Consider the following 26673-nt stretch of genomic DNA (forward strand, 5'->3'; position numbering starts at 1 on the left):
GCTAGCAGCCTCTCGGGGGGAAACGACATAACTATGTATTGCACTGCATGTAAAAGCAGCCGGTTGAAAATCCCGCAAGGGAAATGCATGTGCAGCTGTAGGAATCTGGAGAAATGACTGTTGGAGGGCTTCAAGGCTGGCCGTGGCAACCCGGTAGCGCCTAGACTTCGGCGATCTTCAGCTCAGGAACCGCCCGTGACTTCAATCTTCTGGTACGACTACGAAACCACTGGCATCAATCCGCGCAACGATCGCCCGTTGCAGGTGGCCGGCATTCGCACCGACCACGCACTCAACGAAATCGACGAGCCGGTCAACCTCTATTGCCAGCCGAGCGAAGACATCCTGCCGCATCCGGCGGCGTGCGCGATCACTGGCATCACACCCGCCCAGCTCGCCGAACACGGCTTGAGCGAAGCCGATTTCATGACCCGCGTGCACGCGCAACTCGCGGCACCGGGCACCTGCGGCGCAGGCTACAACACGCTGCGTTTCGATGACGAAATGACCCGCTACAGCCTGTACCGCAATTTCTTCGACCCGTACGCCCGAGAATGGCAGGGCGGTAACAGTCGCTGGGACCTGATCGATGTGGTGCGCGCCGCTTACGCGCTGCGCCCCGATGGCCTGGTCTGGCCGACCGACGAGGAAGGCCGGGTGACGCTCAAGCTCGAACGCCTGACCGCTGCCAACCAGATCGACCATGGCCATGCTCATGAAGCGTTGTCGGACGTGCGCGCGACCATTGCGCTGGCCAGGCTCGTTCGCGAAAAACAACCGAAACTCTACGACTGGCTGTTCCAGTTGCGCAGCAAGCAGAAAGTCATGGACCAGATCCGTCTGCTGCAACCGTTGGTGCATGTGTCCGGACGATTCTCGGCGGCGCGCAGTTATGTCGGTGTAGTCCTGCCACTGGCTTGGCACCCGAAAAACCGCAACGCCCTGATCGTCTGCGATTTGCATCTCGACCCGCAGGGATTGTTGGACCTTGATGCGCAAACCCTGCGTCAGCGTTTGTACACGCGTCGTGACGAGCTGGCGGAAGGCGAGTTGCCGGTGCCGCTCAAGCTTATCCATATCAATCGTTGCCCGGTGGTGGCCCCGCTTGCAGTGTTGCGTGCAGAGGATCAGCAGCGTCTGGGCCTGGACATGGCGTTGTATCAACAGCGCGCACTGCGGCTAACTGACGCACAACAAGTCTGGAAAGATAAAGTTGCCGAGATTTATGTCGCTGAAGATTTCACTCCCAGCGAAGATCCGGAACAACAGTTGTACGACGGATTTATCGGTGATCGCGATCGGCGCCTGTGCGAGCAAGTGCGCAACGCCGACCCGGCTCAACTGGCACAAGAGCAATGGCCGTTCGATGATGAACGTTTACCCGAATTGCTCTTTCGATATCGCGCACGCAACTTTGCCCAGACCCTGACGGGCGAAGAGCAACAACGCTGGCGAATATTTTGCCAGCAGCGTTTGACTCAGCCTGAATACGGCGCACCGAATACCTTGCAATCTTTTACCGAGGCCGCCGAGCAATGGGCAGTTAATGCCACACCGTTGCAGAGAGAGGTGCTCAATGACTGGCAAAATTATGTCCAGGCATTGCGCAAACGTTTGGATCTTTGAATTCGAACATGCCCGGGCTTAAATGCCGGGCATAAAAAAACGCCAGCGTTCGCTGGCGTTTGTTTTTTCACCGATTGCTCAGCGAAAGGCGTACGGCTTAGCCCAGCAGGGTAGCCCAGCCTTCAACCACGTCACCGCCCCACTTGGCTTTCCACTCTTTCAGAGTCTTGTGGTTGCCACCTTTGGTTTCGATGACTTCGCCGTTGTGCGGGTTTTTGTATTGTTTAACTTTGCGTGCACGCTTGGTGCCGGTAGTTTTCACTGCGCCGCCACGTGGCGCCTTGGTTTTTGCTTCTGGATCCAGCAGCGCGATGATGTCGCGCAGGGATTTGGAGTATTCGCCCATCAGGGTGCGCAGTTTGCCTTCGAATTCCAGCTCGGCTTGCAGTTTGTCGTCTTGCGACAGGTTCTTCAAACGAGCTTGCAGCTCTTTGATGGCTTCTTCGGTGGCGCGATATTCGTTGATCAGGGACATGGTTACTACCTTGGTGAAGTGTTGAATGGCAGGGGGACAGTGTCGCAATAATAGTCAGGGTGTTTCATCAAGTAAACATTTAACCGGGGTTTTTATTTGAATTAGTTACGAGAAACTGCCGACTTTTGAATATTCCGTTAAATAATGTGATCGGCTCGTCACAGATATTCACAGTTGCCTGATCGAATGCCGCCTCCAGCGTCTGAGCGGTTGACGTTGAGTACCAACTAAAGGCGTAGCGCCCGCCGTGGCGAGGCCTGGTGCCGATCAATACTGCAGTTTTCCCGCGCAGTCGCTAGAATGGCGGCCTTTGCGAAGTTCTGGAGTTCCCCCTCATGCGCACTTTTCGTCTGGTGATCTCTTGCCCGGACCGCGTTGGCATCGTTGCCAAAGTCAGTAATTTTCTGGCCTCTCATAACGGCTGGATCACCGAAGCGAGCCACCACTCCGACAATCAAGTGGGCTGGTTCTTCATGCGTCACGAAATTCGTGCCGACTCGCTGCCGTTCGGTATTGAAGAGTTGCGCGAGAAGTTTGCGCCGATCGCCGAAGAGTTCGCGATGGACTGGCGCATCACCGACACCGAGCAGAAAAAGCGCGTGGTGTTGATGGCCAGCCGTGAATCCCACTGTCTGGCGGACTTGCTGCACCGCTGGCACAGCGATGAACTGGACTGCGAAATCGCCTGCGTGATTTCCAACCACGACGACCTGCGCAGCATGGTCGAGTGGCATGGCATTCCTTATTACCACGTCCCGGTCAATCCGCAGGACAAGCAGCCGGCGTTCGCCGAAGTGTCGCGGCTGGTCAAGCAGCACGACGCCGAAGTGGTGGTGCTGGCGCGCTACATGCAGATTCTGCCGCCCGAGTTGTGCCGCGAATACGCGCACAAGGTCATCAACATCCACCACAGCTTCCTGCCGTCGTTCGTCGGCGCCAAGCCGTATCACCAGGCCTCGCTGCGTGGTGTGAAACTGATCGGTGCGACCTGCCACTACGTTACTGAAGAGCTCGACGCCGGTCCGATCATCGAGCAGGACGTGGTGCGCGTCAGCCACAGCGACAGCATCGAAGACATGGTGCGTTTCGGCCGTGACGTCGAGAAGATGGTCCTGGCCCGCGGCCTGCGCTATCACCTCGAAGACCGCGTGCTGGTGCACGGCAACAAGACTGTGGTGTTCTGATCGAACCCACGGGCTTGAAAAAAACCGGGTCTGGGCGTTGAATCGCTCAGGCCCTTTTTTATTCCAGCCACTCGGAGCAAGCCGATGAGCGATCCACTCGACAAAGCCACCTCCAAAGCCCCGGCGACCTTGGGCGAAGGCTGTTTGAGCCGCTACGACCCGGAGGACCTGAGCCCTGACGACGGTACGGAGTTTCCCGGAGCCGCCGAGTTGTGGGAACAGCTTCAGGATCAGCAGGACGACGTCAGGAAGCCTGCCTGACATTCATCAGCTTCTTCAGCAGCGGCCGGCCCAGCATCAACACGAATACCGGGCCACCGACCAGCAGATAGAAGTAATACGTCACTACCCGCCAGATCAGGATCGCTGCCGCTGCGGTGGATTTGCCTACCATCGGTGCGAGCAACGCCGCCGAGGTCAATTCCGCGGCCCCGGCGCCACCCGGCAGCAGGCTGAACTGCCCGGCGCCCAGCGAAAGCATCTGTATCAGGAAGCTCCACGCCCACTGCAAGTCCGCGCCCAGCCCGCGCAGCGCCAGATACAGCACGCTGTAACGCAGCAACCAATGCACGCAGGTCAGGGCGAAGACCTTGATCAGGGTTTGCCAAGGCAACTTCAGGGTGTCGGTGAACGCGGCGAGAAAATGCAATAACTTGCGCGCCCAGCGCCGCCGCGTGCGCGCCGTGACGTTCATGCCGGCCAGCAATCGCCCGCTGAGGCGAATCAATGCGCGGTGATAACGCGCAATCAGCACACAACTGAACAACCCGCCAAACAGCGACACTGCACTGAGCATCAACAGCCACTCAAGACGATCGCTCAGATGCTGGAACAACGCGTAAATCAGAATGCCGCTCAGGGCGCAGAGAAAGAACAGCAGATCGCTGAGCTGATCCATGGCAAACACCGCACTGCTGCGCGCCGGGCGTACACCGAAGCGGGCCAGCAAGGCCATGATGGTCAGCGGCCCACCGCTGCCGCCGGGGGTGGCGCAATAGGCGAATTCAGCGGCCATGACCACGCCGAGGCTTTTGATCGGCGGCACCTGCCCACGCTGGTCGCCCAGCAACAGGCGCAAACGCAGAGTGTTGATGCCCCAGCAGAGCAGAATCATGCCGAACATCAGCAGCAACCAGCGCAGCGGGAAGCTTTGCAGGCGCGCCCAGGTTTCGCCACCGCCCAGCACGACTGGAATCAGCACCGCGACGAGCAGGCCGATCAGCAACAACAGGCTGCGCTTCATGCCGCACGTTCCATTTGCATGGATTGTCGAGCGAGCCAGTTGACCTTGGTCAGCGGTTCGCGGCCATCGGCCAGCAGGCGTTCAAGAGTTTGCAGCCAATAATGGCGCGAGAAAGGGTGGCGCATGTCCACCGGGTGCAGGCCCAGGCGAATCACTGGCGCCTGACGCCAGCGCTGTTCGCGCTGATCGCTGAGCACTTTAGACAAACCACGCCGCCAGGCACTGCGCGCGCTCCACACCAGTCCCGGTGCGTCGATGGCGGTGAAGTCCGGCAACCGATAAATGTGCTGCGGATCGCTGGTGTACTGCAGCGGCAATTCGCGCAATGCCTGGCGCGTGCCATCGCTCATCAGCCACGCCGGGGCGACGAAACCGTGCACAGGCCAGTCGTGGCGTTGAAAGATCTCAAGACCGGCATGCAAACGGGAGAGGGCGGTTTCGCGGGACAAGCGATAGAACTCGCCTTCGTGGGTGTAGACCCGACGCATGAACCAGTCACGCGGTGTTCTAGGGGCTGGCTCCTGGTCGTCGTGATAGTAACCGTGCAGGGCCAGTTCATCGCCCCGCACCAGCCGCTCGTCAAGCAAGCGGCGGAACGCCGGATGCGCATCAAGGGCATTACGCCGGTGAAAATCCGGCACGACCAGCCACGTCATCGGCACTGCACCCATGGCATCGACCGCTTCGACAAACGGCTGATAATCGGCCCAGGTTTCCGGCGCCACGTCATGCAAGACCAGCAGTACGGCGCCGCGATTGTTCGATTCAGCCATTGGCCACCTTGGGAGTCGCGTGGCCGAGTACGGCGTGATAGTGACTGAGCAGACTGTCGACCACATTGTCCCAGGCGTAATGCTGCTCGACGTGCTGGCGCGCTTGTCGGCCAAGTTTTGCGCAGCCGCGACTGAACAGTTCGCGCACGGCATTGGCCATCGCCTGCGGATTGTTCGGCGCGCACAACAGGCCGCAGGACTCGTCGACGATTTCTTCGAAGGCTCCCGCTGCCACGGCAACCACCGGAATGCCGCAGGCCATGGCTTCGAGAATCACCAGACCGAAGGTTTCCTGGTCACCGGCATGCACGAGGGCATCGGCGCTGGCCATCAATTGCGCGACCCGCGCCGGTGGGCAGAACTCGTCGATGACGCTAACGTTGTCCGGAACGATGGCCGGCATCGACGAGCCAACCAGCAGCAGGTGATAACGCGGGCCGAGGCGCTTCATGCACTTGAGCAGTACCGGCAGATTTTTTTCCTTCGAACCGCGCCCGGCGAAAATCAGCAGACGCGTGTCCTCGGCGATGCCCAGTTCGGCGCGCAGATTGCGCTCGCACGCGCCCGGATGGAAGGTCTGCAGATCGACGCCCAGAGGCTGCACGTAGACGTTGCGCACGCCCAGCCCGGTGAGCTTGTCGGCCATCACTTGGCTGGGGGCCAGCACGCGGTCAAAGTTGCCGTAGAGTTTGGTCACGTAGGCCTCGACATTCGGCGTGACCCAATGGCCCATGCGGTTGCCGACCAGTAGCGGCAGGTCCGAGTGATAGAAGCCGATCACCGGCACATCGAGTTGCCGCCGCGCATCCAGCGCCGCCCAAGCGGTCAGGTAGGGATCGCCGACTTCGATCAGATCAGGCTGCAAGTCCTGCAAAACATTGCGCCATGGCGCCAGGCGCAGCGGGAAGCGATAACCCTTGCCAAAAGGCAGGGCAGGGGCCGGTACGCTGTAAACGCCGTCGTTTTCGCCATAACGGGCGCCGGGAATCAACAGGCTGTGGCGAATGCCGGGTCTGCCCGTCAACCGACGGTGCTTGGCATCCAGATAAGTCCGCACGCCGCCACTGGCCGGGGCGTAGAACATGGTGATGTCGGCGATATGCACGGTGATCATCCCTCCGCTGCTGGGTTCTCCCTTGTTGACCTTTATCGAGAATGGATGTTCGGTCGGGATTGCGCGGTGGGGTGTCAGACAGGTGGTTCGAGGCATAGAGGCCGCCATCGCCAGCAGGCTGGCTCCCACATGGATCTGTGTGGCTCACAAACCCCCTGTGGGAGCCAGCCTGCTGGCGATGGCGGTAGATCAGACGCTATATGCGAAAACTGCCCACCAGTTGCTTCAACCGTGCAGCCTGCTGTTCCAGATCCGAACAGGCACGCAAGGTCGCGTGGAGGTTCTCCACGCCTTCCTGGTTCAGCGTATTGATCTCGGTAATGTCGACGTTGATCGACTCGACCACCGCGGTCTGTTCCTCGGTCGCAGTCGCCACCGACTGGTTCATGCCGTCGATTTCACCGATGCGCTGGGTCACGCTGTTCAAGCGCTCGCCGGCGAGGTTGGCGATCTCGACGCTGTCCTGGCTGTGGCGCTGGCTGTCGCTCATGGTGCTCACCGACTCACGAGCGCCGACTTGCAGTTCCTCGATCATGGTCTGCACCTGCTGCGCCGATTCCTGGGTGCGGTGGGCAAGATTGCGCACTTCATCGGCGACCACGGCAAAGCCACGGCCAGCCTCGCCGGCGCGCGCCGCTTCAATTGCCGCGTTGAGCGCCAGCAGGTTGGTCTGCTGGGAAATGCTGGTGATCACTTCGAGAATCTGCCCGATGTTCACGGTTTTGCTGTTCAGCGACTCGATGTTGCTGCTCGATGCACTGAGCATGCTCGACAACCGGTTCATTGCTTGAATGCTACGTTCGACCACTTGCTGGCCATCTTCGGCGAGACCGCGCGCATCGCTGGCCTGATTCGACGCCTGCGCCGCATTGCGGGCGATTTCCTGCGCGGCGGCGCCGAGCTGGTTGATCGCTGCCGCCACGCTGCTGGTGCGCGAGGCTTGCTGGTCGGAGTTGTACATCGACGAGTTCGAGGCCGCGACCACGCGCAGGGCGACTTCGTTGACTTGTCCGGTGGCCGACGAGACTTCGCGGATCGAGCCGTGAATACGCTCGACGAAACGGTTGAATGCAGTACCCAGCACGCCAAACTCGTCATTGTTGATGATAGTCAGGCGCTTGGTCAGATCGCCTTCGCCATCGGCGATGTCTTCCATGGCGCGGGTCATGACGTGCAGCGGCTGAATCAGGATGCGGATCAGCATGCCCAGCAGCGCCAGAATGATCGCCACGGCAATCACCGTCGCAATCACCGCCGAAGTGCGGAATTCGCTGAGCATCGCGAACGCCTGATCCTTGTCCACCGACAAGCCGATGTACCAGTTCACTGACGGCAGACCCTTGATCGGCGCGAAGGTGAGGATGCGGGTCTTGCCATCGACGCTGACTTCGCTGAAGTCGCTGCTGATGCGCGGGGTATCCTGCGGATAGGCTTCTTTGAGTGACTTCATCACCAGGGCCTTGTCCGGGTGCACGAGGATCTTGCCGTCGGCGCTGACCAGGAACACATAACCCATGCCGTCGAAATCCCGTGCGGCGAGGGTGTCGACCAGCGATTGCAGGCTCAGATCACCGCCGACCACGCCGACGCTCTGGCCGGCCTTTTTCGAGGCGGTGGCGATGGAAATGATCAACTGCCCGGTTGCCGCATCGATGTACGGCTCGGTCAGGGTCGAGGTGCTGCTGCTCTCGGCGCCTTTGTACCAAGGGCGCACGCGCGGGTCGAAACCGTCCGGCATTTTCGTGTCGGGGCGGATGGTGAAATGGCCGGTGGCATCACCCAGGTAGGTGGCCATGAACGTCGAGGTCAGGGTTTTCTGCTCGAGCAGGCTGGCGACGTTGGCAGGTTCCGGATTGGCGGCGATGTTCTGGGCGGCGTTTTCGATCAGCAGAATGCGACCGGTCAGCCAGGTCTGGATATTGCCGGCAGTGACCTCGCCCATTTCTTCGAGGTAACTGTTCAAGTCATCGCGGATCGCGTTGCGTTGCAACCAATCGTTATACAGGGTGAACGAGGCGAAGGCGGCGATGACGACGAGGGCGGCGGCAAGCAGGATTTTATGGCTGAAGCGCAGATTTTTGTTCATGGCTTGGGGTTCCGCTAAGGTCTTAATGTCCCGGGCGTGCTTTTATAGAGGCACGTGAAACGGGCAAGGGTCAAAACAAGCTGATATTTCCGTCTCTCCTTAGGGAAATGTCCGGCCTGACTCGGGTCGGGTCTCTCCACCTTTCTATCGGCCATGCAGCATCAAAGATTAACCATTGGGTGACAAAATGCCTGACTCCTCGCAACTCGTAATCGGCGCCGATCCGGCTGGCCAGCAGACTGCTCAGGCGATGCGCCTGGCGAACCGCCACGGCCTGATCGCCGGCGCCACCGGCACCGGTAAGACCGTCACCTTGCAGCGTCTGGCCGAAGCCTTCAGCGACGCCGGTGTCGCGGTGTTCGCCGCCGACATCAAGGGTGACCTGTGCGGCCTCGGTGCCGCCGGCAATCCACAGGGCAAGGTCGCCGAGCGCATCGCCGGGATGCCGTGGCTCGACCACACTCCACAGGCGTACCCGGTGACCCTGTGGGATATACATGGCGAATCCGGGCACCCGCTGCGTACCACGTTGAGCGAAATGGGCCCGCTACTGATCGGCAGTCTGCTGGAGCTCACCGACAGTCAGCAGTCGGCGCTGTATGCGGCGTTCAAGGTTGCCGATCGTGAAGGTCTGTTGCTGCTCGATCTGAAAGATCTGAAAGCGCTGCTCAATCACCTCAAGGATAATCCGCAACTGCTCGGCGAAGACGCCGCGCTGATGACCACCGGTTCCAGTCAGGCGCTGCTACGGCGGTTGGCAACCCTGGAGCAGCAGGGCGCAGAAGCCTTGTTCGGCGAGCCGGCGTTACAACTGGAAGATATTCTGCAACCGACGGCCGACGGTCGCGGACGTATTCATCTGCTCGACGCCAGCCGCCTGGTGCACGAAGCGCCGAAGGTCTATGCGACGTTCCTGTTGTGGCTGCTGGCCGAACTGTTCGAGCAATTGCCGGAGCGTGGCGATGCCGACAAACCGCTGCTGGCGCTGTTCTTCGATGAGGCGCATTTGCTGTTTGGCGACACACCAAAGGCGTTGCAGGAGCGTCTGGAACAAGTGGTGCGGTTGATTCGCTCCAAGGGCGTTGGCGTGTATTTCGTCACCCAGTCGCCCGCCGATCTGCCCGATGACGTGCTGGCCCAACTCGGTTTGCGTATCCAGCACGGCTTGCGCGCGTTCACCGCCAAAGAACAGAAATCCCTGCGCGCGGTAGCTGACGGTTTCCGCCCGAATCCGGCGTTCGACAGCTTGTCGGTACTGACCGAGCTGGGGATTGGCGAGGCTCTGGTCGGCACCCTGACCGAGAAGGGCACGCCGGAAATGGTTCAGCGGGTGCTGGTGGCGCCGCCGCAATCGCGCATCGGGCCGCTGAGCGCAACCGAACGCACCGTGCTGATTGCCGGTTCGCCGCTCAAAGGCCGTTATGACAAGCCGATCGACCGCGAGTCGGCGTATGAAATCCTCATGGGGCGAAAGGGGCTGGCGCCGGACGCTGATGCGCCCGCAGGCAAAGCGGCTGCCGAAGAACCAAGCCTGGCCGATCGGGCGGGAGAGTTTCTCGGAACCGCTGCGGGGCAGGCGCTTAAATCGGCCATGCGCCAGGCGGCCAATAATCTTGGCAAGCAACTGGTGCGCGGTTTGATGGGGTCTTTATTAGGCGGCAGCAAACGCCGCTGAACCCATGTAAGAGTGAGCCTGCTCGCGATGGCGAGGCATCGGTCGACACTTGAAGTGACTGGTCTACCGCCATCGCGAGCAGGCTCACTCTTACAGGTTTGCTGATTTTCAGGTTTTGGCCTTGGCATGCGCCGCCAGTCTTTCCAGCGCCGCACGCAACCCCGGATCGCTGATCCCGTCGGCCGTTTCCTGAATCGTCGCGGCAGCATCGGTCGACAGATCCATGGTGTGTCCGGTCGCGCCGCGCTGCACTGTCGGCGGCTGCACCTTGAACAGAATCCGCGTCAGGCTGGCGAACTCGTCGAACATCTGCAATTGCCGCTGCAAGCGTTTCTGCTGATAACGCAGGCGTGTGGCCCAATGGCCGTCGGTAACAATCAGCAGCAGACTGCCCTCGCGCCACGACGCCACATGGCAGTGTTCGCGGGCGGCGGGTTGCAGCTGGCTTTCGAGCAGACGTTGCAAATGCCCCAGCCGTTGGGCATGGCCGAGGATGGCTTTGAGCGGCTTGGCTTCGCGTAACAGAACGGCGGGTGCTCTGGCCGTGAGGGGGCGAAATGCCATGATTGAACACCTGAAGTAACAGAGGCGCCATGGTAGCAGAAAGCTGCGGAACCACTCGCCCATTGCTTTTGTCCCTGCTTTGCTCATTAAATCAACGACTAACTTCTTGCCCCTGTGGGTTGAAGTTGAGCAAAACGCCCTTATTTCAAGTGAGCCCCGTCAAAGCGCAGTGCCAGCATCGTGGAACATCGCCACTTTCCTCACCACCGTTTCCGGGTAGAATGCTCGTTCGCATGCGGCCATGAGGGCTGCACGGGCGACTCACGGGGCCGCCCTCCATCCCTTTAGTGTGGAAGATCCTGCCGATATGTTTGCGCCTTTGTTAAAGAAACTTTTTGGAAGCAAGAACGAGCGTGAAGTCAAACGCATGCTCAAGACGGTGCAGCTCGTCAATGCCTTCGAAGAGCAAATGGTGGCCCTTTCGGACGATCAATTGCGCGCCAAGACTCAAGAGTTCAAGGACCGCATCGCCAAAGGGGAAACCCTCGACAAGCTGTTGCCGGAAGCCTTTGCCGTGGCCCGCGAGGCCGGCAAGCGCGTGATGGGCATGCGCCACTTCGACGTGCAACTCGTCGGCGGCATGACCCTGCACGAAGGCAAGATCGCCGAAATGCGCACAGGTGAAGGTAAAACCCTGGTGGCAACCCTCGGCGTTTACCTCAATGCACTGTCCGGAAAGGGCGTGCATGTGGTGACGGTGAACGACTACCTGGCCCGTCGTGACGCCAACTGGATGCGTCCGCTGTACGAATTCCTCGGCCTGACCGTCGGCGTCGTGACGCCGTTCCAGCCGCCGGAAGAGAAGCGTCTGGCCTACGCCGCCGATATTACCTACGGCACCAACAACGAATTCGGTTTCGACTACCTGCGCGACAACATGGCGTTCAGCATGGAAGAAAAATTCCAGCGCGAACTCAACTTTGCCGTGATCGACGAAGTCGACTCCATCCTCATCGACGAAGCGCGTACCCCGCTGATCATTTCCGGTCAGGCCGAGGACAGCTCCAAGCTGTACATGGAGATCAACAAACTGATCCCGCAGCTGGAACTGCACGTCGAGGAAGTCGAAGGTCAGGTCACCAAGGCCGGCCACTACACCGTTGACGAGAAGACCCGTCAGGTCGAACTCAACGAAGCCGGTCACCAGTTCATCGAAGACATGCTCACCCGCGTCGGCCTGCTGGCCGAAGGCGAGAGCCTGTACTCGGCGCACAACCTCGGTCTGCTGACCCACGTTTACGCCGGTCTGCGTGCGCACAAGCTGTTCAACCGCAACGTTGAATACATCGTGCAGGACGGTCAGGTCGTGCTGGTCGACGAGCACACCGGTCGTACCATGCCGGGTCGTCGTCTGTCCGAAGGCCTGCACCAGGCCATCGAAGCCAAGGAAGGTCTGAACATTCAGGCCGAGAGCCAGACCCTGGCCTCGACCACGTTCCAGAACTACTTCCGTCTGTACGAAAAGCTGTCCGGCATGACCGGTACCGCTGACACCGAAGCGTTCGAATTCCACCAGATCTACAACCTGCCGGTCGTGGTCATTCCGCCGAACAAGCCGTTGGCGCGTAAAGACTACAACGACCTGGTGTTCCTGACCGCCGAAGAGAAATACGCGGCGATCATCAACGACATCAAGGAAGGCATGGCCCAGGGCCGGCCGATCCTCGTCGGTACGGCGACCATCGAGACTTCCGAGCACGTGTCCAGCCTGCTCGCCAAGGAAGGCATCGAACACAAGGTCCTGAACGCCAAGTTCCACGAAAAAGAAGCTGAAATCATCGCTCAGGCCGGTCGTCCGGGCGCCCTGACCATCGCCACCAACATGGCCGGTCGCGGTACCGACATTCTGTTGGGCGGCAACTGGGAAGTGGAAGTCGCGGCGCTGGAAAACCCGAGCCCTGAACAGATCGCCCAGATCAAGGCCGACTGGCAGAAGCGTCATCAGCAAGTGCTGGAATCCGGCGGCTTGCAGGTGATCGCTTCCGAGCGTCACGAATCGCGTCGTATCGACAACCAGTTGCGTGGCCGTGCCGGCCGTCAGGGCGATGCCGGTTCGAGCCGCTTCTACCTGTCGCTGGAAGACAGCCTGATGCGCATCTTTGCCTCTGACCGGGTGAAGAACTTCATGAAAGCCCTGGGCATGCAGCCGGGCGAAGCGATCGAGCACCGCATGGTGACCAACGCGATCGAGAAGGCGCAGCGCAAGGTTGAAGGCCGCAACTTCGATATCCGCAAGCAATTGCTCGAGTTCGACGACGTCAACAACGAACAGCGTAAAGTGATCTATCACATGCGTAACACGTTGCTGGCCGCTGACAACATCGGTGAGACCATCGCTGACTTCCGTCAGGACGTACTCAACGCTACCGTCAGCGCGCACATTCCGCCGCAATCGCTGCCTGAGCAGTGGGACGTCGCCGGTCTGGAAGCGACGATTGCCAGCGATTTCGGAGTGAAACTGCCGATCCAGCAATGGCTTGACGAAGACGATCACCTCTACGAAGAAACCCTGCGCGAGAAGCTGATGGCCGAGCTGATCGCCGCGTACAACGAAAAAGAAGATCAGGCCGGTGCCGAAGCACTGCGCTCGTTCGAGAAACAAATCGTGCTCCGCGTACTGGACGACCTGTGGAAAGACCACCTGTCGACCATGGATCACCTGCGTCACGGCATCCACCTGCGTGGCTACGCACAGAAGAACCCGAAGCAGGAATACAAGCGCGAGTCGTTCACGCTGTTCTCCGAGCTGCTCGATTCGATCAAGCGCGACTCGATCCGTGTGCTGTCGCACGTTCAGGTTCGCCGCGAAGATCCGGAAGCCGAAGAGCAACGGCTGCGTCAGGAAGCCGAAGCGCTGGCCGCCCGCATGCAGTTCGAACACGCCGAAGCGCCGGGGCTGGATCAGCCCGAAGCGCTGGGTGAAGAGGTCGATGTCGCCCTCGCCACCGCGCCGGTACGTAACGAGCAGAAGCTGGGCCGCAACGAGCTGTGCTATTGCGGTTCGGGCAAGAAATACAAGCATTGCCACGGGCAGATCCAGTAAAACCCGTCGCACCCGCTGAACTACCCGCGCCGCGACCGGCTCCTGCCGTCGCGGCGTTTTGCCATTCACACCATCGTCGCTGCGAGCGGCGGTGCTGACATCATTGAGTAAGGAGCGCATTCATGGCTGTTGGTCTTGGTCCGTTGCCAACGTTGCACCCGGTTGCCGGTTTTGAACTCGGTATCGCCTCGGCCGGCATCAAGCGCCCCGGGCGCAAGGATGTGGTGGTGATGCGCTGTGCCGAAGGCTCGACCGTGGCGGGCGTGTTCACCTTGAACGCCTTCTGTGCAGCGCCGGTGATTCTGGCGAAAAAACGCGTGCAGAATGCCGTGCGCTACCTGTTGACCAACACCGGTAACGCCAATGCCGGCACTGGCGAACCAGGCCTGGCGGCTGCCGAGCGCACCACCGCGAAACTGGCTGAGCTGACCGGCGTCGATGCCAGCCAGATCCTGCCGTACTCCACCGGGGTGATCGGTGAGCCGCTGCCCGTCGAGAAGATCGAAGGCGCGCTGCAAGCGGCGCTCGACGATCTGTCGGAAAACAACTGGGAAGCCGCCGCCACCGGGATCATGACCACCGACACCTTGCCGAAGGGCGCCAGCCGCCAGTTCGAGCATGATGGAGTGACCATCACCGTCACCGGTATCAGCAAAGGCGCGGGCATGATCCGCCCGAACATGGCGACCATGCTCGGCTACATCGCCACCGATGCCAAAGTCTCGCGCGATGTGCTGCACAAACTGATGCTCGATGGCGCCAACAAGTCGTTCAACCGCATCACCATCGACGGCGACACCTCGACCAACGACTGCTGCATGCTGATCGCTACCGGCAAGGCTGCGCTGCCGGAGATCACCCGTGCTGAAGGCGAGCTGTTCGCCAAGCTCAAGCAAGCGGTGTTCGAAGTGTGCATGGACGTGGCCCAGGCCATCGTGCGTGACGGCGAAGGCGCGACCAAGTTCGTCACCGTTGAGGTCAACGGCGGCGGCAATCATCAGGAATGCCTGGACGTCGGCTACACCGTGGCCCACTCGCCGTTGATCAAGACCGCGCTGTTCGCTTCCGACCCGAACTGGGGCCGTATTCTTGCTGCGGTCGGCCGTGCCGGTGTGCCGGACCTGGACGTGAGCAAGATCGACGTATTCCTTGGCGAGGTGTGCATCGCCAGCCGCGGCGCGCGTGCGGCGACCTACACTGAAGCGCAAGGTTCGGCGGTCATGCAGCAGGAAGAGATCACCATCCGTATCGAGCTGCGGCGCGGCGATTGCAGCGAAACCATCTGGACCACCGACCTGTCGCACGAGTATGTGAAGATCAACGCTGAGTACCGTACGTGATTCAAAGTGTGGGAGTGGGCTGCCGGCCTCTTCGCGGGCAAGCCCGCTCCCACAGTGATTGCGGTCGTTCACAAATGCCGTGTACACCACCGAAACCTGTGGGAGCGGGCTTGCCCGCGATGACGGACGACCAGACGCCAGACATTCTGGATTGTTTCCCTGACGAAAAGGCGCCACCACCATGTCCTTGCACCTGATCATCGGCGACAAACTGCTTTCCTCCTGGTCCCTGCGCGCCGCCCTGGCGCTGGAGCTGACCGGTGCACCGTACAGCGAAGAACTGATCAGACTCGGCAAGCCCGACACTCGCGCGCTACTGCTCAAGCATTCGCCAACCGCGAAGGTGCCGCTGCTGAAAACCACCCGCGGTACCATCGCCGATTCGCTGGCGATCGCCGAATACCTCGCCGAGCAATTCCCCTCCGAGCAGCTCTGGCCGAGTGATCTGTTCGCTCGCGCTCAGGCCCGCTCTGCCTGTGCGCAAATGCACAGTGGCTTCTTCGCCATGCGCAATCACATGCCGTTCAACCTCAACCATGACGCGCCGCTCGATCCGGTGCCGCCAGAAGTGAAGGTCGACATCGAGCGCATGCTTGCCTTGTGGGCGGAGTGTCGTGCAGCAGCGACCGAAGAAGGGCCATACCTGTTCGGCCGGGTCAGTCTGGCCGATGCCTTCTTCGCACCAATTGCCGTACGCCTGCGTACCTATCAAGTGCAACTGCCGGCCGCCGACGAAGCCTATGTTGAAACCGTCTACCAGTGGCCTGCATTCAAAGCGTGGCAGAAGGCCGGGCTGGAGGAATTGAAGCCGTGAAACGCGTTCATGTCGCCGCTGCGGTCATTCGTGACGCCAGCGGCAAAATCCTCATCGCGCGCCGCGCCGACACCCAGCATCAGGGTGGTCTGTGGGAATTTCCCGGCGGCAAGGTCGAGGCTGACGAGTCGGTAGAAAGCGCCCTGGCGCGGGAATTGAACGAGGAGCTGGGCATCGTCGTCGGCGCCGCCCGGCCGCTGATCAAGGTGCGCCATGATTATCCAGACAAACAAGTGTTGCTGGATGTCTGGGAAGTCTCGGCCTTCACGGGTGAACCGCATGGCGCCGAAGGCCAGCCATTGGCCTGGGTGACGGCGAAGGAACTGGTGAATTATGAATTCCCGGCGGCCAACCAGCCAATCGTTGCCGCGGCGCGTTTGCCCGCCGAATACCTGATCACCCCCGAAGATCTGGAAACCCCAGCGCTGCTGCGCGGCATCCAGAAGGCGATTGCGGGTGGCATCAAGCTGATTCAGTTGCGTGCGCCGAATGGCTACGACCCCAAGTATCGCGATCTGGCGGTGGATGCGGTCGGCCTGTGTGCTGGCAAGGCGCAGTTGATGATCAAAGGGCCGTTCGAATGGCTCGGCGATTTTCCTTCGGCCGGCTGGCACATCACCTCGGCGCAACTGCGCAAATACGCGGCGGCGGGGCGGCCGTTGCCGGCAGAGCGCTGGTTGGCCGCGTCGTGCCATAACGCCGAAGAGCTGGCGCTGGCCGAGCAGATGGGGGTGGATTTTGTCACCCTGTCGCCGGTGCAGCCGACGCTGACTCACCCGGATGCGCAGCCGTTGGGCTGGGAGCAGGCCGAGACTTTAGTCGAGGGTTTCAGCAAACCGGTGTTTTTGCTCGGTGGGGTCGGGCCGGCGGAGCGGGACAAGGCCTGGAGCGTCGGGGCGCAGGGTGTGGCGGGAATTCGCGCATTCTGGCCTGCGTCTCTATAAAGGCTGATGGCCTCATCGCTGGCAAGCCAGCTCCCACAGGGTTTTGTGTCGTTCACAAATTTTGCGTAAGCCACTTAACCTGTGGGAGCTGGCTTGCCAGCGATGGCGGCTAAACAGGCGCTACATTTCTGTTGGCTTTGGGGCCGCCTGCCACAAAATCTCCGCCACCCCCTGCCGCCGCGCAATCAACCTTGCCGCCACAAACAACAGATCCGACAACCGATTGATATACGCCAGGCCAACCCCGGCCAGCGGTTCCAGCGCATTCAGGTGCTGACAACGCCGCTCGGCACTGCGCGCCAGGCTGCGGCAGACATGTGCTTGAGCGATAAGCATTGAGCCACCGGGCAAAATGAAATTCTCCAGCGGCCCCAACTCTTCATTCCACACGTCGATCGCGGCTTCCAGCCGTTCGATTTCTGCTGCGTTCAACGCCTGATATTCCGGCATTGCCAGTTCACCACCCAAATCAAACAGGCGATGCTGACAAGGCGCCAGCACCTCGATCAGCTCGTTCAGCCCCGGGCAGCTTTCGCGTTCGGCGATCAGTACGGCCAGCAGCACGCCGACCTGACTGTTGAGCGTATCGACTTCGCCGATCGCCTCGATCCGTGGATGATCCTTGGGCACGCGACGGCCATCGCCGAGGCCGGTTTCGCCGGTGTCGCCGGTGCGGGTGTAGATTTTCGACAGGCGAAAGCCCATGGGTTACCTCGGTAGTTGATGGTTTTCGGCGGCGATGGGTGTTGGCTGGGTCAGTGGCAGGCGCAAGGTGAAGCAGGTGCCCTGGCCCGGCGCGGACTGCACTTCCATCTGCCCCTTGTGATTGTTGGTAATGATGAAGTACGACACCGACAGGCCCAGCCCGGTGCCCTGGCCGATCTCCTTGGTGGTGAAGAACGGCTCGAAGGTGCGTTTGCGCACGCTCTCGCTCATGCCGATGCCGTTGTCTTCGACCTGAATTTCGGCCCAGGGCGGATTGAGTCTGGTGCGCAAGATGATGCGCCCCGGCTCGCGGTCGTCTTCGCGCTGGTGAATCGCCTGCGCGGCGTTTTTCAACAGATTGAGCAGTACCTGCTCGAGCTCGTTGGCGGTGCCCGGTACCGGGCCGAGCGCCGGGTCGAACTGGCGGATGATCGCCTGGCCCTTGAAATCGAAACCGATGGCCAGATCGAAGTCGTTGCCAGCGATTTCCACGGCTTGGTCGATCAGTGCCGGCAAATCGCACGGGGCCATTTGCCGAGTGCTGCGGCGGCTGAAACTGAGCATGTGTGTAACGATTTTCGCCGCTCGCGCACCGGCCTGTTGGATGCCGTCGAGCAGTTGCGGCACTTCGCGCCCTTGCAGGTAGCGGTTGACCGTGTCCAGTTCGATGCCCAGTTGTTCGGCGGTTTCCAGGTTCTTCGGCAGATCCGCGGACAGGCGTCGGCGGATGTTTTGCACGTTGTGCAGGATCGCGCCCAGCGGGTTGTTGATTTCGTGGGCCATGCCGGCGGCGAGGCCACCGACCGAGAGCATTTTTTCCGACTGCACCATCATCTCTTCCAGCGACAGGCGCTGGGTGATGTCGTCAATGCGGATCACCACGCCGCGCCCGGCACCGCCCATCAGCGGATAAAAGGTCAGCGCGTAGTGCTTCGGCTCTTCGTCCTTGAACCAGGTGACCCGCTCGATTTTCGCCACGGTGTGCTGCTCGACGGTCTGCTTGAGTTGCGGCAAAAAGGGCTTGAGCGGTTCGAAGGCAAGGAAGATCGGCTGGTTCAGCGCTTCATCCAGACGCGTGCCGGAGAGGGCGCTGGCTTCCTGGTTCCATTGGGTGACGTAGAGCTGCTCATCGAGGGCGATCAGCGCCGAGGGCATCGAGTCGATGATGCTGTTGAGGTAGTTCTGGAAACCGGTGAGTTTCTTCTCGATCTTGCTGCGCACCTGGACTTCCAGTTCCAGTTTGCGATTGGTGTGGCGGGTTTCCTCGGCCAGCCCCTGGGCCTGATCGTAAGCCGCCTGCGAATCATCACGGGCGCGCTTGAGCTGCTGCTCGCGTGCTTCGATGCGCGAGAGCATGGTGTTGAACGCCTCGGCCAGACTGCCAATTTCATCGTGGTTACCGCGCGCGGCACGCAGGGCGTAGTTTTCTTCGCGGGTGACCTGCCGAGACAGCTCTTCGAGCTGATGGATTGGCCGGGTGATCAGGCGTTTGATCTGCCGGGCAATCACCAGCCACAGCAGCACGCTGAAAATCAGAATGCCAAGGCTTGCGGTCAACGTGCCGGTGTAGAACGCCATCGGCAATTCGCTGCTGGCGACCAGCAACAGATGGCCCGGCGAAGTGCCGGGACGGGGCAGGGTGATCAGTTGGTTGCTGCGAAACTCGGTCAATTGCCACGCCTCGACGTGGCGATAATGCTCCGGCAGGCTGAGCTTGTCGCCGCGCTGCACTTGCGCCAGGCGTTGCCCTTTGCCGTCGTAGAGGGCCGCGGCGCGCAGCGGTGAATAGCTGTCGAGCTCCTTGAGCAGGCGCTCGGCGCTCTGCGGTGATTGCAGGGCTTCGCTGACCAGGCTCGGGTTGGAGATCAGCCGGCCGATGGTCTGCAAGGCCTGCGGGGCCATGCTCTCCTGGGAGATGTAATAGGCGGCGCTGATGAAGGTCAGGTTGGCGACCAGCAGAACCGTGGTCAACAACACCAGCAGGGCGGCCAGTAATTTCTGGCCGACCGGCAGGTTTTCGAGGCGCTGGCGCAATGGCATCAGGTTTTTCGCAACAAAGGAACAAGTCGCCAGCGTAGCCGCTGCTCAGTCGCTGGGCAATCCGAGGCTGCGCAGATGGCCGATCAGACGTTGTTGCAATTGTTGCAGGTGCGGCAGGTTCACCTGATGGCGCTCGGCAACTTTGCAGGCGTGGCCCAACAGGTAACTGATTTCGGTACGGCGTTGGTTGGCGACGTCCTGGTACATCGAGGAGTAATTGGCCGCGGTGGCCTGAATCACCCGCTCGACTTCCGCTTGCAGATTGCCCGCCGCTGCCGGTTGGCCGCAGCGTTCAAGCAATTCGGCCAGTTCGCCACACAGCGTGGCAACTTCGCAGTGATGCTCGGTCAATCCGCCGTTACGGCAGTCGTGCAACACCGTCAGCGGGTTGATCGCGCAGTTGAGCGCCAGTTTGCGCCACAGGCGGGTGAGGATGTCGGCGGTCCATTCATGAGGAATGTTCGCCGCTTGCAGATCGTCCAGCCAGATCGGCGCCAATGGATTTGCCGCATCGCCGAGCCAGGTGAAACCATGACCGGCAAACACCACGCGCCAGTCGCCATCACGAAACGCGCCTTCGGTGCTCGAGGCGCTGATGCAACGTGCATGCGGGACCTGGGCGGCGACCGCGTCCTGACTGCCGAGGCCGTTCTGCAGCAGGATCAGCTCGGCATCCGCCGCCAGGCGCGGGGCGATGCGGGCGACGGCGCTTTCGGCGTCGTAGGCCTTGCACGCCACCAGCAGACGGTGAATCGGCGCGGGGTGGTCTGCGGTTTCAGCGGGAACTGCATGGGTACTGGCTTGTCCGTTTTCTACCAGAGTCAGTCCACCGGCGGCCTCGTAGCTGCGCAAACGCGTTTCGTCGCGCACGATCAACCGCACCGGCAGACCCGCGCGGGCCAGGCGGGTCGCCCATAACGTGCCGAGACTGCCGGCGCCCAGTACATGCCAGGGAGTCGACATCAGTTTTTTGCTCGATTGCTTGCAGGCATGTGCGGCGCGCCGTATCGGTGGGAAAAGACCCGTTATAATGAGCCCGATTTTAACCGCAAGCCAAGCGCGCTCCATCACCATCGAGCGCGCCTTTTTATTGGAGAGATTACATGCCGTCGTTCGACGTGGTATCCGAACTGGACAAACACGAGCTCACCAACGCGGTCGAGAATGCCGTGAAGGAACTCGACCGTCGTTATGACCTGAAAGGCAAAGGCAGCTTCGAGTTCAAGGAAAAGGACCTGACCGTCAGCCTGACCGCCGAGGCCGAATTCCAGCTCGAAGCGATGATCGAAATCCTCAAGCTGGCGCTGGTCAAGCGCAAGATCGACGTGCAATGCCTTGAGGTCAAGGACGCCTATGCCTCGGGCAAGCTGATGAAGCAGGACGCCGTGCTCAAGGAAGGCATCGACAAGGAGCTGGCGAAGAAGATTGTCGGCCACATCAAGGAAGCCAAATTGAAAGTGCAGGCCGCCATTCAGGGCGAGCAAGTGCGTGTGACCGGCAAGAAGCGCGACGACCTGCAGGAAGCCATCGCGGCACTGCGCGCCAAGGAATTCGGCATGCCGCTGCAGTTCAACAATTTCCGCGACTAAACTCTGTCGGATGGCCTGTGGGAGCGAGCCTGCTCGCGAATGCGATGTTTCATTCAGCGAAAAGTTGACTGACACACCGTATTCGCGAGCAGGCTCGCTCCCACATTATTTTGTGTACACCCCGGGAAGCCGGAAATCAGGAGATGGAACATGGATTTGAATGCTGAGGTGGACAACCTGGTCAAAGCGTCCCAGGCGTGGATTCCGATGATCATGGAATACGGCAGCCGTGTGCTGCTGGCGGTGATTACCCTGGCCATCGGCTGGTGGCTGATCAACAAGGTCACGCAAAAGCTCGGCGGCCTGCTGGCCCTGCGCAATGCCGACCTGGCGCTGCAAGGCTTTATCAGCAGCCTGGCGAACATCATTCTCAAGGTACTGCTGATCGTCAGCGTCGCGTCGATGATCGGCGTGGAAACCACCTCGTTCGTCGCAGCGATTGGTGCGGCCGGTCTGGCCATTGGTCTGGCGTTGCAGGGCAGCCTGGCGAACTTCGCCGGTGGCGTGCTGATTCTGCTGTTCCGGCCGTTCCGCATCGGTGACTGGATCGAAGCCCAAGGCGTGGCGGGCACTGTCGACAGCATCCAGATTTTCCACACCGTACTGCGTACGGGCGACAACAAGACGATCATCCTGCCCAACGGCAATCTGTCCAACGGCATCATCACCAACACCAACCGTCAGCCGACCCGCAAGGTTGTGTTCGATGTCGGTGTCGATTATGAAGCAGACCTGCAAAAAGCCCGTCAAGTGTTGCTGGACCTGGCCAAGGATGAGCGCGTATTGCAGGACCCTGAGCCACAAGCGGTGATTTCGACACTGGGTGACAGTTCGATCACGGTTTCCCTGCGGGTGTGGGTTAAAACTGCCGATTACTGGGATGTGATGTTCATGTTCAATGAACTGTCGCGCGATCACTTGAAAGCTGCCGGGATTGATATTCCTTTTCCGCAGCGGGTTATTCGGGTAATGCAGGAACCGCTGGCTAAATGATAGGTTGCTAATTAATTGTCTGACTTGTTAGTCAATGCAGTTGAACGCAGCAGTAATAAAAAAGGCCCATCCTGAGATGGGCCTTTTTATGTGTTATCGCAAACTAACTGGATGCGATTACAACAGCGACAGCGGGTAGTCAACGATCAGACGGAACTCTTTGATATCGCCTTCGCCCTGGTCAGCGTTAGCTTGGTGCCATGCTTGACGAATGCGGAAGGAGAGATCTTTTGCCGGGCCAGACTGAACAACGTACTTGGCTTCCAGGTTGGTCTCGTTGTGCTTGCCATCTTCACCGTACAGGCCAGCGTAAGCGCTGCCAGTTGGGGTGTTGGTGCCATCGATGTCCCAGCCTTTAACGTAACGGGTCATGAAGCTCAGACCTGGAACGCCGTACTCGGCCATTTTGATGTCATAACGGATCTGAGCGGATTTCTCGTTCGGACCGTTGAAGTCAGAGTACTGAATGGAGTTGGCGAGGAAGATCGAGTCGCCACCACGGTTGTTCTTGCCAACGCCGATGTAATCGAAAGGCGTGTCACCATTGACCTTCTGGAAGGCCACGGTAATGGTGTGCGCTTTCAGGAACGAAAGAGCGGTCGCCAGGGAGAACGTGGTGTTGCTGATATCGCCGGCTTTCGCGTCACCGGTGTCGGTGGTGCGGTAGATGTTGAAGTCGGTGTTCAGCGAGGTGTCACCACTGAAAGGCGTGGTGAGGTTCACGTTGGCGTAGTACTGGTTCCAGATGTCTTCCAGCTTGGCGCCGTAGAGCGATGCGCTCAGGTTTTCGGTGATGCCGTACTTGCCGCCGAAGTAGTCGATGGTGTTGGCTTCTTCGCCAGCGTAGTTGGCGTACAGACCGCCTTCGCGGGAGTTACGGTCCTGGCTGGTACCCGAGTAGAAGTGGCCGGCTTCGAGATCAAGGTCTTTGATTTCGCTGCTCTGCAGCTGGAAGCCGCTGGCAGTTTGCGGAAGGATACGGGAACCACCGACTGCGAACACTGGAGAGGTGCTCGGCTGCATGTCGCCCACTTTCAGCTCGGTTTTCGATACGCGGAACTTGACCGCAGCACCGGCTTTGCCCTGGCTGTCGTTGACTTCGCCATCGGCATCGCGGCTCATGTTGCCGGTGCCACCAGTGCCGTCACCACCATCGAGTTTGATGGCCAGATAACCGAAGGCATCAATGCCCACGCCTACGGTGCCTTGGGTGTAACCAGAGCTGAAGTTGCCCCAGATACCCTGGGTCCAGTCTTTCTGGTCGTTGCCGCCATTCTTGTTATTGCGGTTGAAGTAATAGTTACGAATCAGCAAGTCAGCTTTGGCGTCTTCAACGAAGCCCTTGGCCTCTGCCTGGTCACTAACGAACGGTGCGGCCGTAGCCAACTGAGAACCGGCAGCTGCTGCAACTGCCAGTGCGATCATGCTCCACTTCATCACGCGCATCGTGATTTGCTCCTTTGGTTTTAGAAGAGTACTGCCGTCCCACCTGTTTTATTATCTGGGCGGCTCTTTCTTTTTGTGTCGGCGCAAACTTATATCACGCCGACAATGTTGGCGATACTTGCGAATTCAACCTTTCAGCTTCTTTACGACGTTGTCGCGAATGACTGGATGGATGTCGCAAATTCACAGTACCGACGCAGCCGGACTGACAACTTTCGCGCTGTTTACGGGCCTTTTTGCATCGGTAAAAAAGAGTCCCTGGCAAAACACTTGAATCTCCATCGGGCAACCCTGCCACTGTTTTTATGGGGCTTAGGCATCCACTTCCGGTGGTGCGCTTATAGTCCATATGGGGACGAATGCAACAAGCGTGCTCAAACCGTGTTTTCCATGCGGTTATTTTCTCCGGTGCCTCTCTGCATTTGTGAAAACCTTGTGAAACGGGGGCTTCAAGCCTGTTTTTTTCTGCGCTTGACGTCAGCCCTGCCATGGTGTTGACACGCTGGTTCGCGCGCATGACAACCAAAAACGTTACCCGTTCACCCCGCCAGTGAGTATTCGGCGGATGCCCGACGCACTGAGCGTAGACGTGTTGTGCGTTTTTGGTGCAAATAATTTTCTGCCTGGACTAGACTCCCGGCGGCTTTGAGCGCTTGAGAGGCTGAGCATAGGGCGTGTTTCGGTCAATTCATCGGTATGTCGGTGGGTATGGGGTCCGTGTTGGTGCGTAGCGCTTGCAAATGTCCCATGTCGGGGCGCAAGCGCGACAAGACAGGCGCGCTGCCGTGAAGGCTCGCGCGATCAGAGGTATGCTGCACGCCTGTCGCTTGGCGGGCCGTCCACAATGATCGCCGCTAAGCTGAATATGTCGATCAGCCGGGAGTGCGCGCAGTGTTTGCTTTAGATTCACGACTTCAACAGGACACGCTGGTCATCGGTGACTTTCCGCTCTGCCGCTTGCTGCTGTCCAACGACAGCCAGTACCCGTGGTTCATCCTGGTGCCGCGTCGCGAGGATATCAGCGAGTTGTTTCAGTTGGATGTCGCTGACCAGCAGCAGCTCTGGCAGGAAACCACCACGCTGGCCGAGCTGCTCAAGGATTCGTTCGATGCCGACAAACTGAACGTCGCCACCTTGGGCAACGTGGTCAGCCAGTTGCACATGCATGTCATCGTGCGCAAACGCGATGACGCCGCGTGGCCGGCGCCGGTTTGGGGCAAGCACCCGGCCCAGCCTTATAGCGCAGAGCAGGTCGCCGCCATCCGCGAGCGCTTGCGCCTGGTGCTGACCGATGATTTCACTTTTGTGGAGGGCTGAGTCATGACTCTGGAGCAACGCGTTACCGATCTGGAGAGCCGGTTGGCCTTTCAGGACGATACGATTCAGGCGTTGAATGATGTGCTGGTTGCGCAGCAGCGCGTGGTCGAGCGCCTGCAGCTGCAGATGGCGGCACTGCTCAAGCGCCAGGAAGAAATGGTCGGGCAGTTCGGTTCTTTCGAAGAAGACGCACCGCCGCCGCATTATTGAGTTCATGCAGGCATAAAAAAACCGCGAGCAGCCAGGCTGTTCGCGGTTTTTTTGCTTTGGCTCAGCGACGCGGCAGCGCGGCGATGACGTCCTCGGCTTGCAGGCCCTTGTCGCGGTTCATCACCGAGAACTCCACGCGCTGGCCTTCGACCAGAACGCGGTGACCTTCGCCACGGATCGCACGGAAGTGCACGAAAATATCATCGCCGGAATCGCGCGAGATAAAGCCGAAGCCTTTGGAGGTGTTGAACCACTTGACGGTGCCGGTATCACGGTTGGTCATGTCGTAGCTGGTCGGCGTGGCGGCCGGTGAAGAATGATAGAAGCTAACCGCCAGGTGCACGACCACCGCAACCAGTGCGATCACCAGGCTGAACAGTACGGCTGGCTGGCCGGCAATGACCGGCATCGGTGCGATCAGGGTCAGGGTTTGCAGGACGACGGTCAGTACCAGAAGAGCGCTGACCAGGTTTTGCAGATGCTGACGCGGACCTTTGTTCCAATAGGGAATTACTGGCGCAAGGATCAGGTTCAACAGGCCGAAAAAGGCCAGGTAAAGTGCATCGGGTTGTTGCAGGTAGGGAACGGCTTCGGATTTCAAGCTGGGTATGAACGACAGCAGCAAGGCCGCTGCGCCCATCAGCAGGTGGACGATTTTCAACATTTTGATTGGCTCACGTTTATGACGGCTCACAAGGAAGAGCTGAAGGCGAACGGTTCGCTTCGGAATAAAAAAAGAGGCGGTGGACACGTTCACGGCATCAGCCTATGCGCGAACACCCCGAAAAACGGGGCATGGCGACACATCGCCTATTTAACAGCAAAGCCTGCGGCGACTCAAATCAGCCCGGCCAGTGGCAGTGCGTCGGTCGTTTTGTCGCAGTGCAAGCGTTTGATCGGGGCTGCGAGGTGGCGACAGCCTTGCTAGAGTGGGCCTGCATCTTTTGGATGAAATCAATCGCCCTCAGGAGGTCACCATGGCAATCGATATCGGTATCAGTGAAGAAGACCGCAAGTCCATCGTCGAAGGACTGTCGCGTCTGTTGTCGGACACCTACGTGCTGTATCTGAAAACCCATAACTTCCACTGGAACGTCACCGGCCCGATGTTCCGTACCCTGCATCTGATGTTCGAAGAGCAGTACAACGAACTGGCGCTGGCGGTGGACTCGATCGCCGAGCGTATCCGCGCCCTGGGTTTTCCGGCGCCGGGTGCCTATGCCACCTACGCACGTCTGTCTTCCATCAAGGAAGAGGAGGGCGTGCCGAGCGCCGAAGACATGATCAAACAACTGGTCGAAGGCCAGGAAGCGGTGACCCGCACGGCACGCGGGATTTTCCCGCTGCTCGACAAGGTCAGCGATGAGCCGACTGCCGACCTGCTGACCCAGCGCATGCAGGTGCACGAGAAGACCGCGTGGATGCTGCGCGCACTGCTCGAAGCCTGATTGCCGCACGCAGGCCTTGCCTCTCAAGGCCTGCGTACCTGAGC

General features: G+C 60.0%; 24 protein-coding genes and 1 pseudogene. 13 read left to right on the forward strand and 12 right to left on the reverse strand.

Going from position 1 to position 26673, the window contains the following annotated elements:
- Nucleotides 1–195: 195 nt before the first annotated feature.
- Nucleotides 196–1626, forward strand: coding sequence for an exodeoxyribonuclease I (gene sbcB, locus J3P93_RS06470; RefSeq protein WP_434595965.1), 1431 nt, complete (start codon nucleotides 196–198; stop codon nucleotides 1624–1626).
- A 97-nt stretch (nucleotides 1627–1723) separates the two neighbouring features.
- Here the strand turns inward: sbcB and mvaT are convergent, their stop codons facing one another.
- Complete coding sequence (gene mvaT, locus J3P93_RS06475) at nucleotides 1724–2101, reverse strand: histone-like nucleoid-structuring protein MvaT (protein ID WP_085689457.1); 378 nt, start codon at nucleotides 2099–2101, stop codon at nucleotides 1724–1726.
- A 335-nt stretch (nucleotides 2102–2436) separates the two neighbouring features.
- Between mvaT and purU the strand changes: the two genes are divergently transcribed.
- Complete coding sequence (gene purU, locus J3P93_RS06480; RefSeq protein WP_394508157.1) at nucleotides 2437–3285, forward strand: formyltetrahydrofolate deformylase; 849 nt, start codon at nucleotides 2437–2439, stop codon at nucleotides 3283–3285.
- 84 nt (nucleotides 3286–3369) lie between these two features.
- Nucleotides 3370–3546, forward strand: a complete 177-nt coding sequence (locus tag J3P93_RS06485; protein ID WP_434595968.1) for a hypothetical protein — start codon at nucleotides 3370–3372, stop codon at nucleotides 3544–3546.
- Here J3P93_RS06485 and J3P93_RS06490 read toward each other — a convergent pair.
- The 5 genes and pseudogenes from J3P93_RS06490 to J3P93_RS06510 all read right to left on the reverse strand — a co-directional run.
- Nucleotides 3530–4528, reverse strand: coding sequence for a lysylphosphatidylglycerol synthase transmembrane domain-containing protein (locus tag J3P93_RS06490; protein WP_434595970.1), 999 nt, complete (start codon nucleotides 4526–4528; stop codon nucleotides 3530–3532). The genes J3P93_RS06485 and J3P93_RS06490 overlap by 17 nt on opposite strands.
- Complete coding sequence (locus J3P93_RS06495) at nucleotides 4525–5301, reverse strand: DUF2334 domain-containing protein (RefSeq protein WP_434595972.1); 777 nt, start codon at nucleotides 5299–5301, stop codon at nucleotides 4525–4527. Before J3P93_RS06495 ends, J3P93_RS06490 begins: the two co-directional genes overlap by 4 nt.
- On the reverse strand, nucleotides 5294–6415 hold the full coding sequence (locus J3P93_RS06500; RefSeq protein WP_434595974.1) for a glycosyltransferase family 4 protein: 1122 nt from the start codon (nucleotides 6413–6415) through the stop codon (nucleotides 5294–5296). The genes J3P93_RS06495 and J3P93_RS06500 overlap by 8 nt, the downstream gene beginning before the upstream one ends.
- A 196-nt stretch (nucleotides 6416–6611) precedes the next feature.
- Entirely contained in the window at nucleotides 6612–7376 is a 765-nt protein-coding gene (locus tag J3P93_RS06505; protein ID WP_434598303.1) for a methyl-accepting chemotaxis protein, read from the reverse strand.
- Between the two features lie 141 nt (nucleotides 7377–7517).
- Nucleotides 7518–8501, reverse strand: a pseudogene (locus J3P93_RS06510) (HAMP domain-containing protein); the annotation flags it as partial.
- A 187-nt stretch (nucleotides 8502–8688) separates the two neighbouring features.
- Between J3P93_RS06510 and J3P93_RS06515 the strand changes: the two are divergent.
- A complete protein-coding gene (locus J3P93_RS06515) occupies nucleotides 8689–10176 on the forward strand; it encodes a helicase HerA-like domain-containing protein (protein WP_434595976.1) in 1488 nt (495 codons plus the stop codon).
- A gap of 108 nt (nucleotides 10177–10284) precedes the next feature.
- Here J3P93_RS06515 and J3P93_RS06520 read toward each other — a convergent pair whose 3' ends face one another.
- A complete protein-coding gene (locus J3P93_RS06520; protein WP_203419252.1) occupies nucleotides 10285–10740 on the reverse strand; it encodes a DUF721 domain-containing protein in 456 nt (151 codons plus the stop codon).
- A 307-nt stretch (nucleotides 10741–11047) separates the two neighbouring features.
- Between J3P93_RS06520 and secA the strand changes: the two genes are divergently transcribed.
- The 4 genes from secA to J3P93_RS06540 all read left to right on the forward strand — a co-directional run bounded on the left by secA (nucleotide 11048) and on the right by J3P93_RS06540 (nucleotide 16881).
- The gene (secA, locus tag J3P93_RS06525; protein ID WP_434595978.1) at nucleotides 11048–13783 is read left to right on the forward strand and encodes a preprotein translocase subunit SecA; all 2736 of its coding nucleotides are present in this window, start codon (nucleotides 11048–11050) and stop codon (nucleotides 13781–13783) included.
- A gap of 122 nt (nucleotides 13784–13905) precedes the next feature.
- Nucleotides 13906–15123, forward strand: a complete 1218-nt coding sequence (gene argJ, locus J3P93_RS06530) for a bifunctional glutamate N-acetyltransferase/amino-acid acetyltransferase ArgJ (protein WP_434595980.1) — start codon at nucleotides 13906–13908, stop codon at nucleotides 15121–15123.
- A gap of 181 nt (nucleotides 15124–15304) precedes the next feature.
- Nucleotides 15305–15937: a glutathione S-transferase family protein gene (locus tag J3P93_RS06535; RefSeq protein ID WP_434595982.1), complete on the forward strand. Its 633-nt coding sequence runs from the start codon at nucleotides 15305–15307 to the stop codon at nucleotides 15935–15937.
- Nucleotides 15934–16881, forward strand: coding sequence for a Nudix family hydrolase (locus J3P93_RS06540; protein ID WP_434595984.1), 948 nt, complete (start codon nucleotides 15934–15936; stop codon nucleotides 16879–16881). Before J3P93_RS06535 ends, J3P93_RS06540 begins: the two co-directional genes overlap by 4 nt.
- Nucleotides 16882–17001: 120 nt before the next feature.
- On the opposite strand, the gene J3P93_RS06545 is transcribed toward J3P93_RS06540, so the two are convergent.
- The 3 genes from J3P93_RS06545 to J3P93_RS06555 are packed head-to-tail and all read right to left on the reverse strand — an operon-like array spanning nucleotide 17002 to nucleotide 20589.
- Nucleotides 17002–17586: a cob(I)yrinic acid a,c-diamide adenosyltransferase gene (locus J3P93_RS06545; protein WP_434595985.1), complete on the reverse strand. Its 585-nt coding sequence runs from the start codon at nucleotides 17584–17586 to the stop codon at nucleotides 17002–17004.
- Nucleotides 17587–17589: 3 nt separating this feature from the next.
- The gene (locus tag J3P93_RS06550) at nucleotides 17590–19626 is read right to left on the reverse strand and encodes a sensor histidine kinase (RefSeq protein WP_090285639.1); all 2037 of its coding nucleotides are present in this window, start codon (nucleotides 19624–19626) and stop codon (nucleotides 17590–17592) included.
- 45 nt (nucleotides 19627–19671) lie between these two features.
- Nucleotides 19672–20589 (reverse strand): putative 2-dehydropantoate 2-reductase, encoded by a 918-nt coding sequence (locus J3P93_RS06555; RefSeq protein ID WP_434595987.1) that lies wholly within the window; start codon nucleotides 20587–20589, stop codon nucleotides 19672–19674.
- Nucleotides 20590–20729: 140 nt separating this feature from the next.
- Between J3P93_RS06555 and J3P93_RS06560 the strand changes: the two genes are divergently transcribed.
- Nucleotides 20730–21215 carry a YajQ family cyclic di-GMP-binding protein gene (locus J3P93_RS06560; RefSeq protein ID WP_090285634.1) on the forward strand — a complete coding sequence of 162 codons (486 nt, stop codon included), beginning with the start codon at nucleotides 20730–20732 and terminating at the stop codon, nucleotides 21213–21215.
- 150 nt (nucleotides 21216–21365) lie between these two features.
- Nucleotides 21366–22208, forward strand: coding sequence for a mechanosensitive ion channel family protein (locus J3P93_RS06565; RefSeq protein WP_434595989.1), 843 nt, complete (start codon nucleotides 21366–21368; stop codon nucleotides 22206–22208).
- 117 nt (nucleotides 22209–22325) lie between these two features.
- Here the strand turns inward: J3P93_RS06565 and J3P93_RS06570 are convergent, their stop codons facing one another.
- On the reverse strand, nucleotides 22326–23654 hold the full coding sequence (locus J3P93_RS06570; protein ID WP_203419245.1) for an OprD family porin: 1329 nt from the start codon (nucleotides 23652–23654) through the stop codon (nucleotides 22326–22328).
- 891 nt (nucleotides 23655–24545) lie between these two features.
- Between J3P93_RS06570 and J3P93_RS06575 the strand changes: the two genes are divergently transcribed.
- Nucleotides 24546–24971, forward strand: coding sequence for an HIT family protein (locus J3P93_RS06575; RefSeq protein ID WP_434595992.1), 426 nt, complete (start codon nucleotides 24546–24548; stop codon nucleotides 24969–24971).
- A 3-nt stretch (nucleotides 24972–24974) separates the two neighbouring features.
- A complete protein-coding gene (locus J3P93_RS06580) occupies nucleotides 24975–25181 on the forward strand; it encodes a SlyX family protein (protein WP_332766508.1) in 207 nt (68 codons plus the stop codon).
- A gap of 61 nt (nucleotides 25182–25242) precedes the next feature.
- Here the strand turns inward: J3P93_RS06580 and J3P93_RS06585 are convergent, their stop codons facing one another.
- Nucleotides 25243–25845: a cold shock domain-containing protein membrane protein gene (locus J3P93_RS06585; protein ID WP_434595994.1), complete on the reverse strand. Its 603-nt coding sequence runs from the start codon at nucleotides 25843–25845 to the stop codon at nucleotides 25243–25245.
- Nucleotides 25846–26158: 313 nt separating this feature from the next.
- Between J3P93_RS06585 and J3P93_RS06590 the strand changes: the two genes are divergently transcribed.
- Nucleotides 26159–26629, forward strand: coding sequence for a Dps family protein (locus J3P93_RS06590; protein WP_007951212.1), 471 nt, complete (start codon nucleotides 26159–26161; stop codon nucleotides 26627–26629).
- Nucleotides 26630–26673: the final 44 nt, after the last annotated feature.

The organism is Pseudomonas sp. R3-57, assembly GCF_051132065.1.
GTDB lineage: Bacteria > Pseudomonadota > Gammaproteobacteria > Pseudomonadales > Pseudomonadaceae > Aquipseudomonas.

What these genes read in the sequence shown, in the direction of transcription:
- purU (WP_394508157.1), top strand. Translation starts at nt 2,437, where the DNA reads ATGCGCACTTTTCGTCTGGTGATCTCTTGCCCGGACCGCGTTGGCATC.
- mvaT (WP_085689457.1), bottom strand. Translation starts at nt 2,101, where the DNA reads ATGTCCCTGATCAACGAATATCGCGCCACCGAAGAAGCCATCAAAGAG.
- J3P93_RS06545 (WP_434595985.1), bottom strand. Translation starts at nt 17,586, where the DNA reads ATGGGCTTTCGCCTGTCGAAAATCTACACCCGCACCGGCGACACCGGC.
- J3P93_RS06515 (WP_434595976.1), top strand. Translation starts at nt 8,689, where the DNA reads ATGCCTGACTCCTCGCAACTCGTAATCGGCGCCGATCCGGCTGGCCAG.
- J3P93_RS06495 (WP_434595972.1), bottom strand. Translation starts at nt 5,301, where the DNA reads ATGGCTGAATCGAACAATCGCGGCGCCGTACTGCTGGTCTTGCATGAC.
- J3P93_RS06505 (WP_434598303.1), bottom strand. Translation starts at nt 7,376, where the DNA reads ATGTACAACTCCGACCAGCAAGCCTCGCGCACCAGCAGCGTGGCGGCA.
- argJ (WP_434595980.1), top strand. Translation starts at nt 13,906, where the DNA reads ATGGCTGTTGGTCTTGGTCCGTTGCCAACGTTGCACCCGGTTGCCGGT.
- J3P93_RS06535 (WP_434595982.1), top strand. Translation starts at nt 15,305, where the DNA reads ATGTCCTTGCACCTGATCATCGGCGACAAACTGCTTTCCTCCTGGTCC.
- J3P93_RS06580 (WP_332766508.1), top strand. Translation starts at nt 24,975, where the DNA reads ATGACTCTGGAGCAACGCGTTACCGATCTGGAGAGCCGGTTGGCCTTT.
- J3P93_RS06485 (WP_434595968.1), top strand. Translation starts at nt 3,370, where the DNA reads ATGAGCGATCCACTCGACAAAGCCACCTCCAAAGCCCCGGCGACCTTG.
- J3P93_RS06500 (WP_434595974.1), bottom strand. Translation starts at nt 6,415, where the DNA reads ATGATCACCGTGCATATCGCCGACATCACCATGTTCTACGCCCCGGCC.
- secA (WP_434595978.1), top strand. Translation starts at nt 11,048, where the DNA reads ATGTTTGCGCCTTTGTTAAAGAAACTTTTTGGAAGCAAGAACGAGCGT.
- J3P93_RS06565 (WP_434595989.1), top strand. Translation starts at nt 21,366, where the DNA reads ATGGATTTGAATGCTGAGGTGGACAACCTGGTCAAAGCGTCCCAGGCG.
- J3P93_RS06585 (WP_434595994.1), bottom strand. Translation starts at nt 25,845, where the DNA reads ATGTTGAAAATCGTCCACCTGCTGATGGGCGCAGCGGCCTTGCTGCTG.
- J3P93_RS06550 (WP_090285639.1), bottom strand. Translation starts at nt 19,626, where the DNA reads ATGCCATTGCGCCAGCGCCTCGAAAACCTGCCGGTCGGCCAGAAATTA.
- J3P93_RS06590 (WP_007951212.1), top strand. Translation starts at nt 26,159, where the DNA reads ATGGCAATCGATATCGGTATCAGTGAAGAAGACCGCAAGTCCATCGTC.
- J3P93_RS06520 (WP_203419252.1), bottom strand. Translation starts at nt 10,740, where the DNA reads ATGGCATTTCGCCCCCTCACGGCCAGAGCACCCGCCGTTCTGTTACGC.
- J3P93_RS06570 (WP_203419245.1), bottom strand. Translation starts at nt 23,654, where the DNA reads ATGCGCGTGATGAAGTGGAGCATGATCGCACTGGCAGTTGCAGCAGCT.
- J3P93_RS06560 (WP_090285634.1), top strand. Translation starts at nt 20,730, where the DNA reads ATGCCGTCGTTCGACGTGGTATCCGAACTGGACAAACACGAGCTCACC.
- J3P93_RS06490 (WP_434595970.1), bottom strand. Translation starts at nt 4,528, where the DNA reads ATGAAGCGCAGCCTGTTGTTGCTGATCGGCCTGCTCGTCGCGGTGCTG.
- J3P93_RS06555 (WP_434595987.1), bottom strand. Translation starts at nt 20,589, where the DNA reads ATGTCGACTCCCTGGCATGTACTGGGCGCCGGCAGTCTCGGCACGTTA.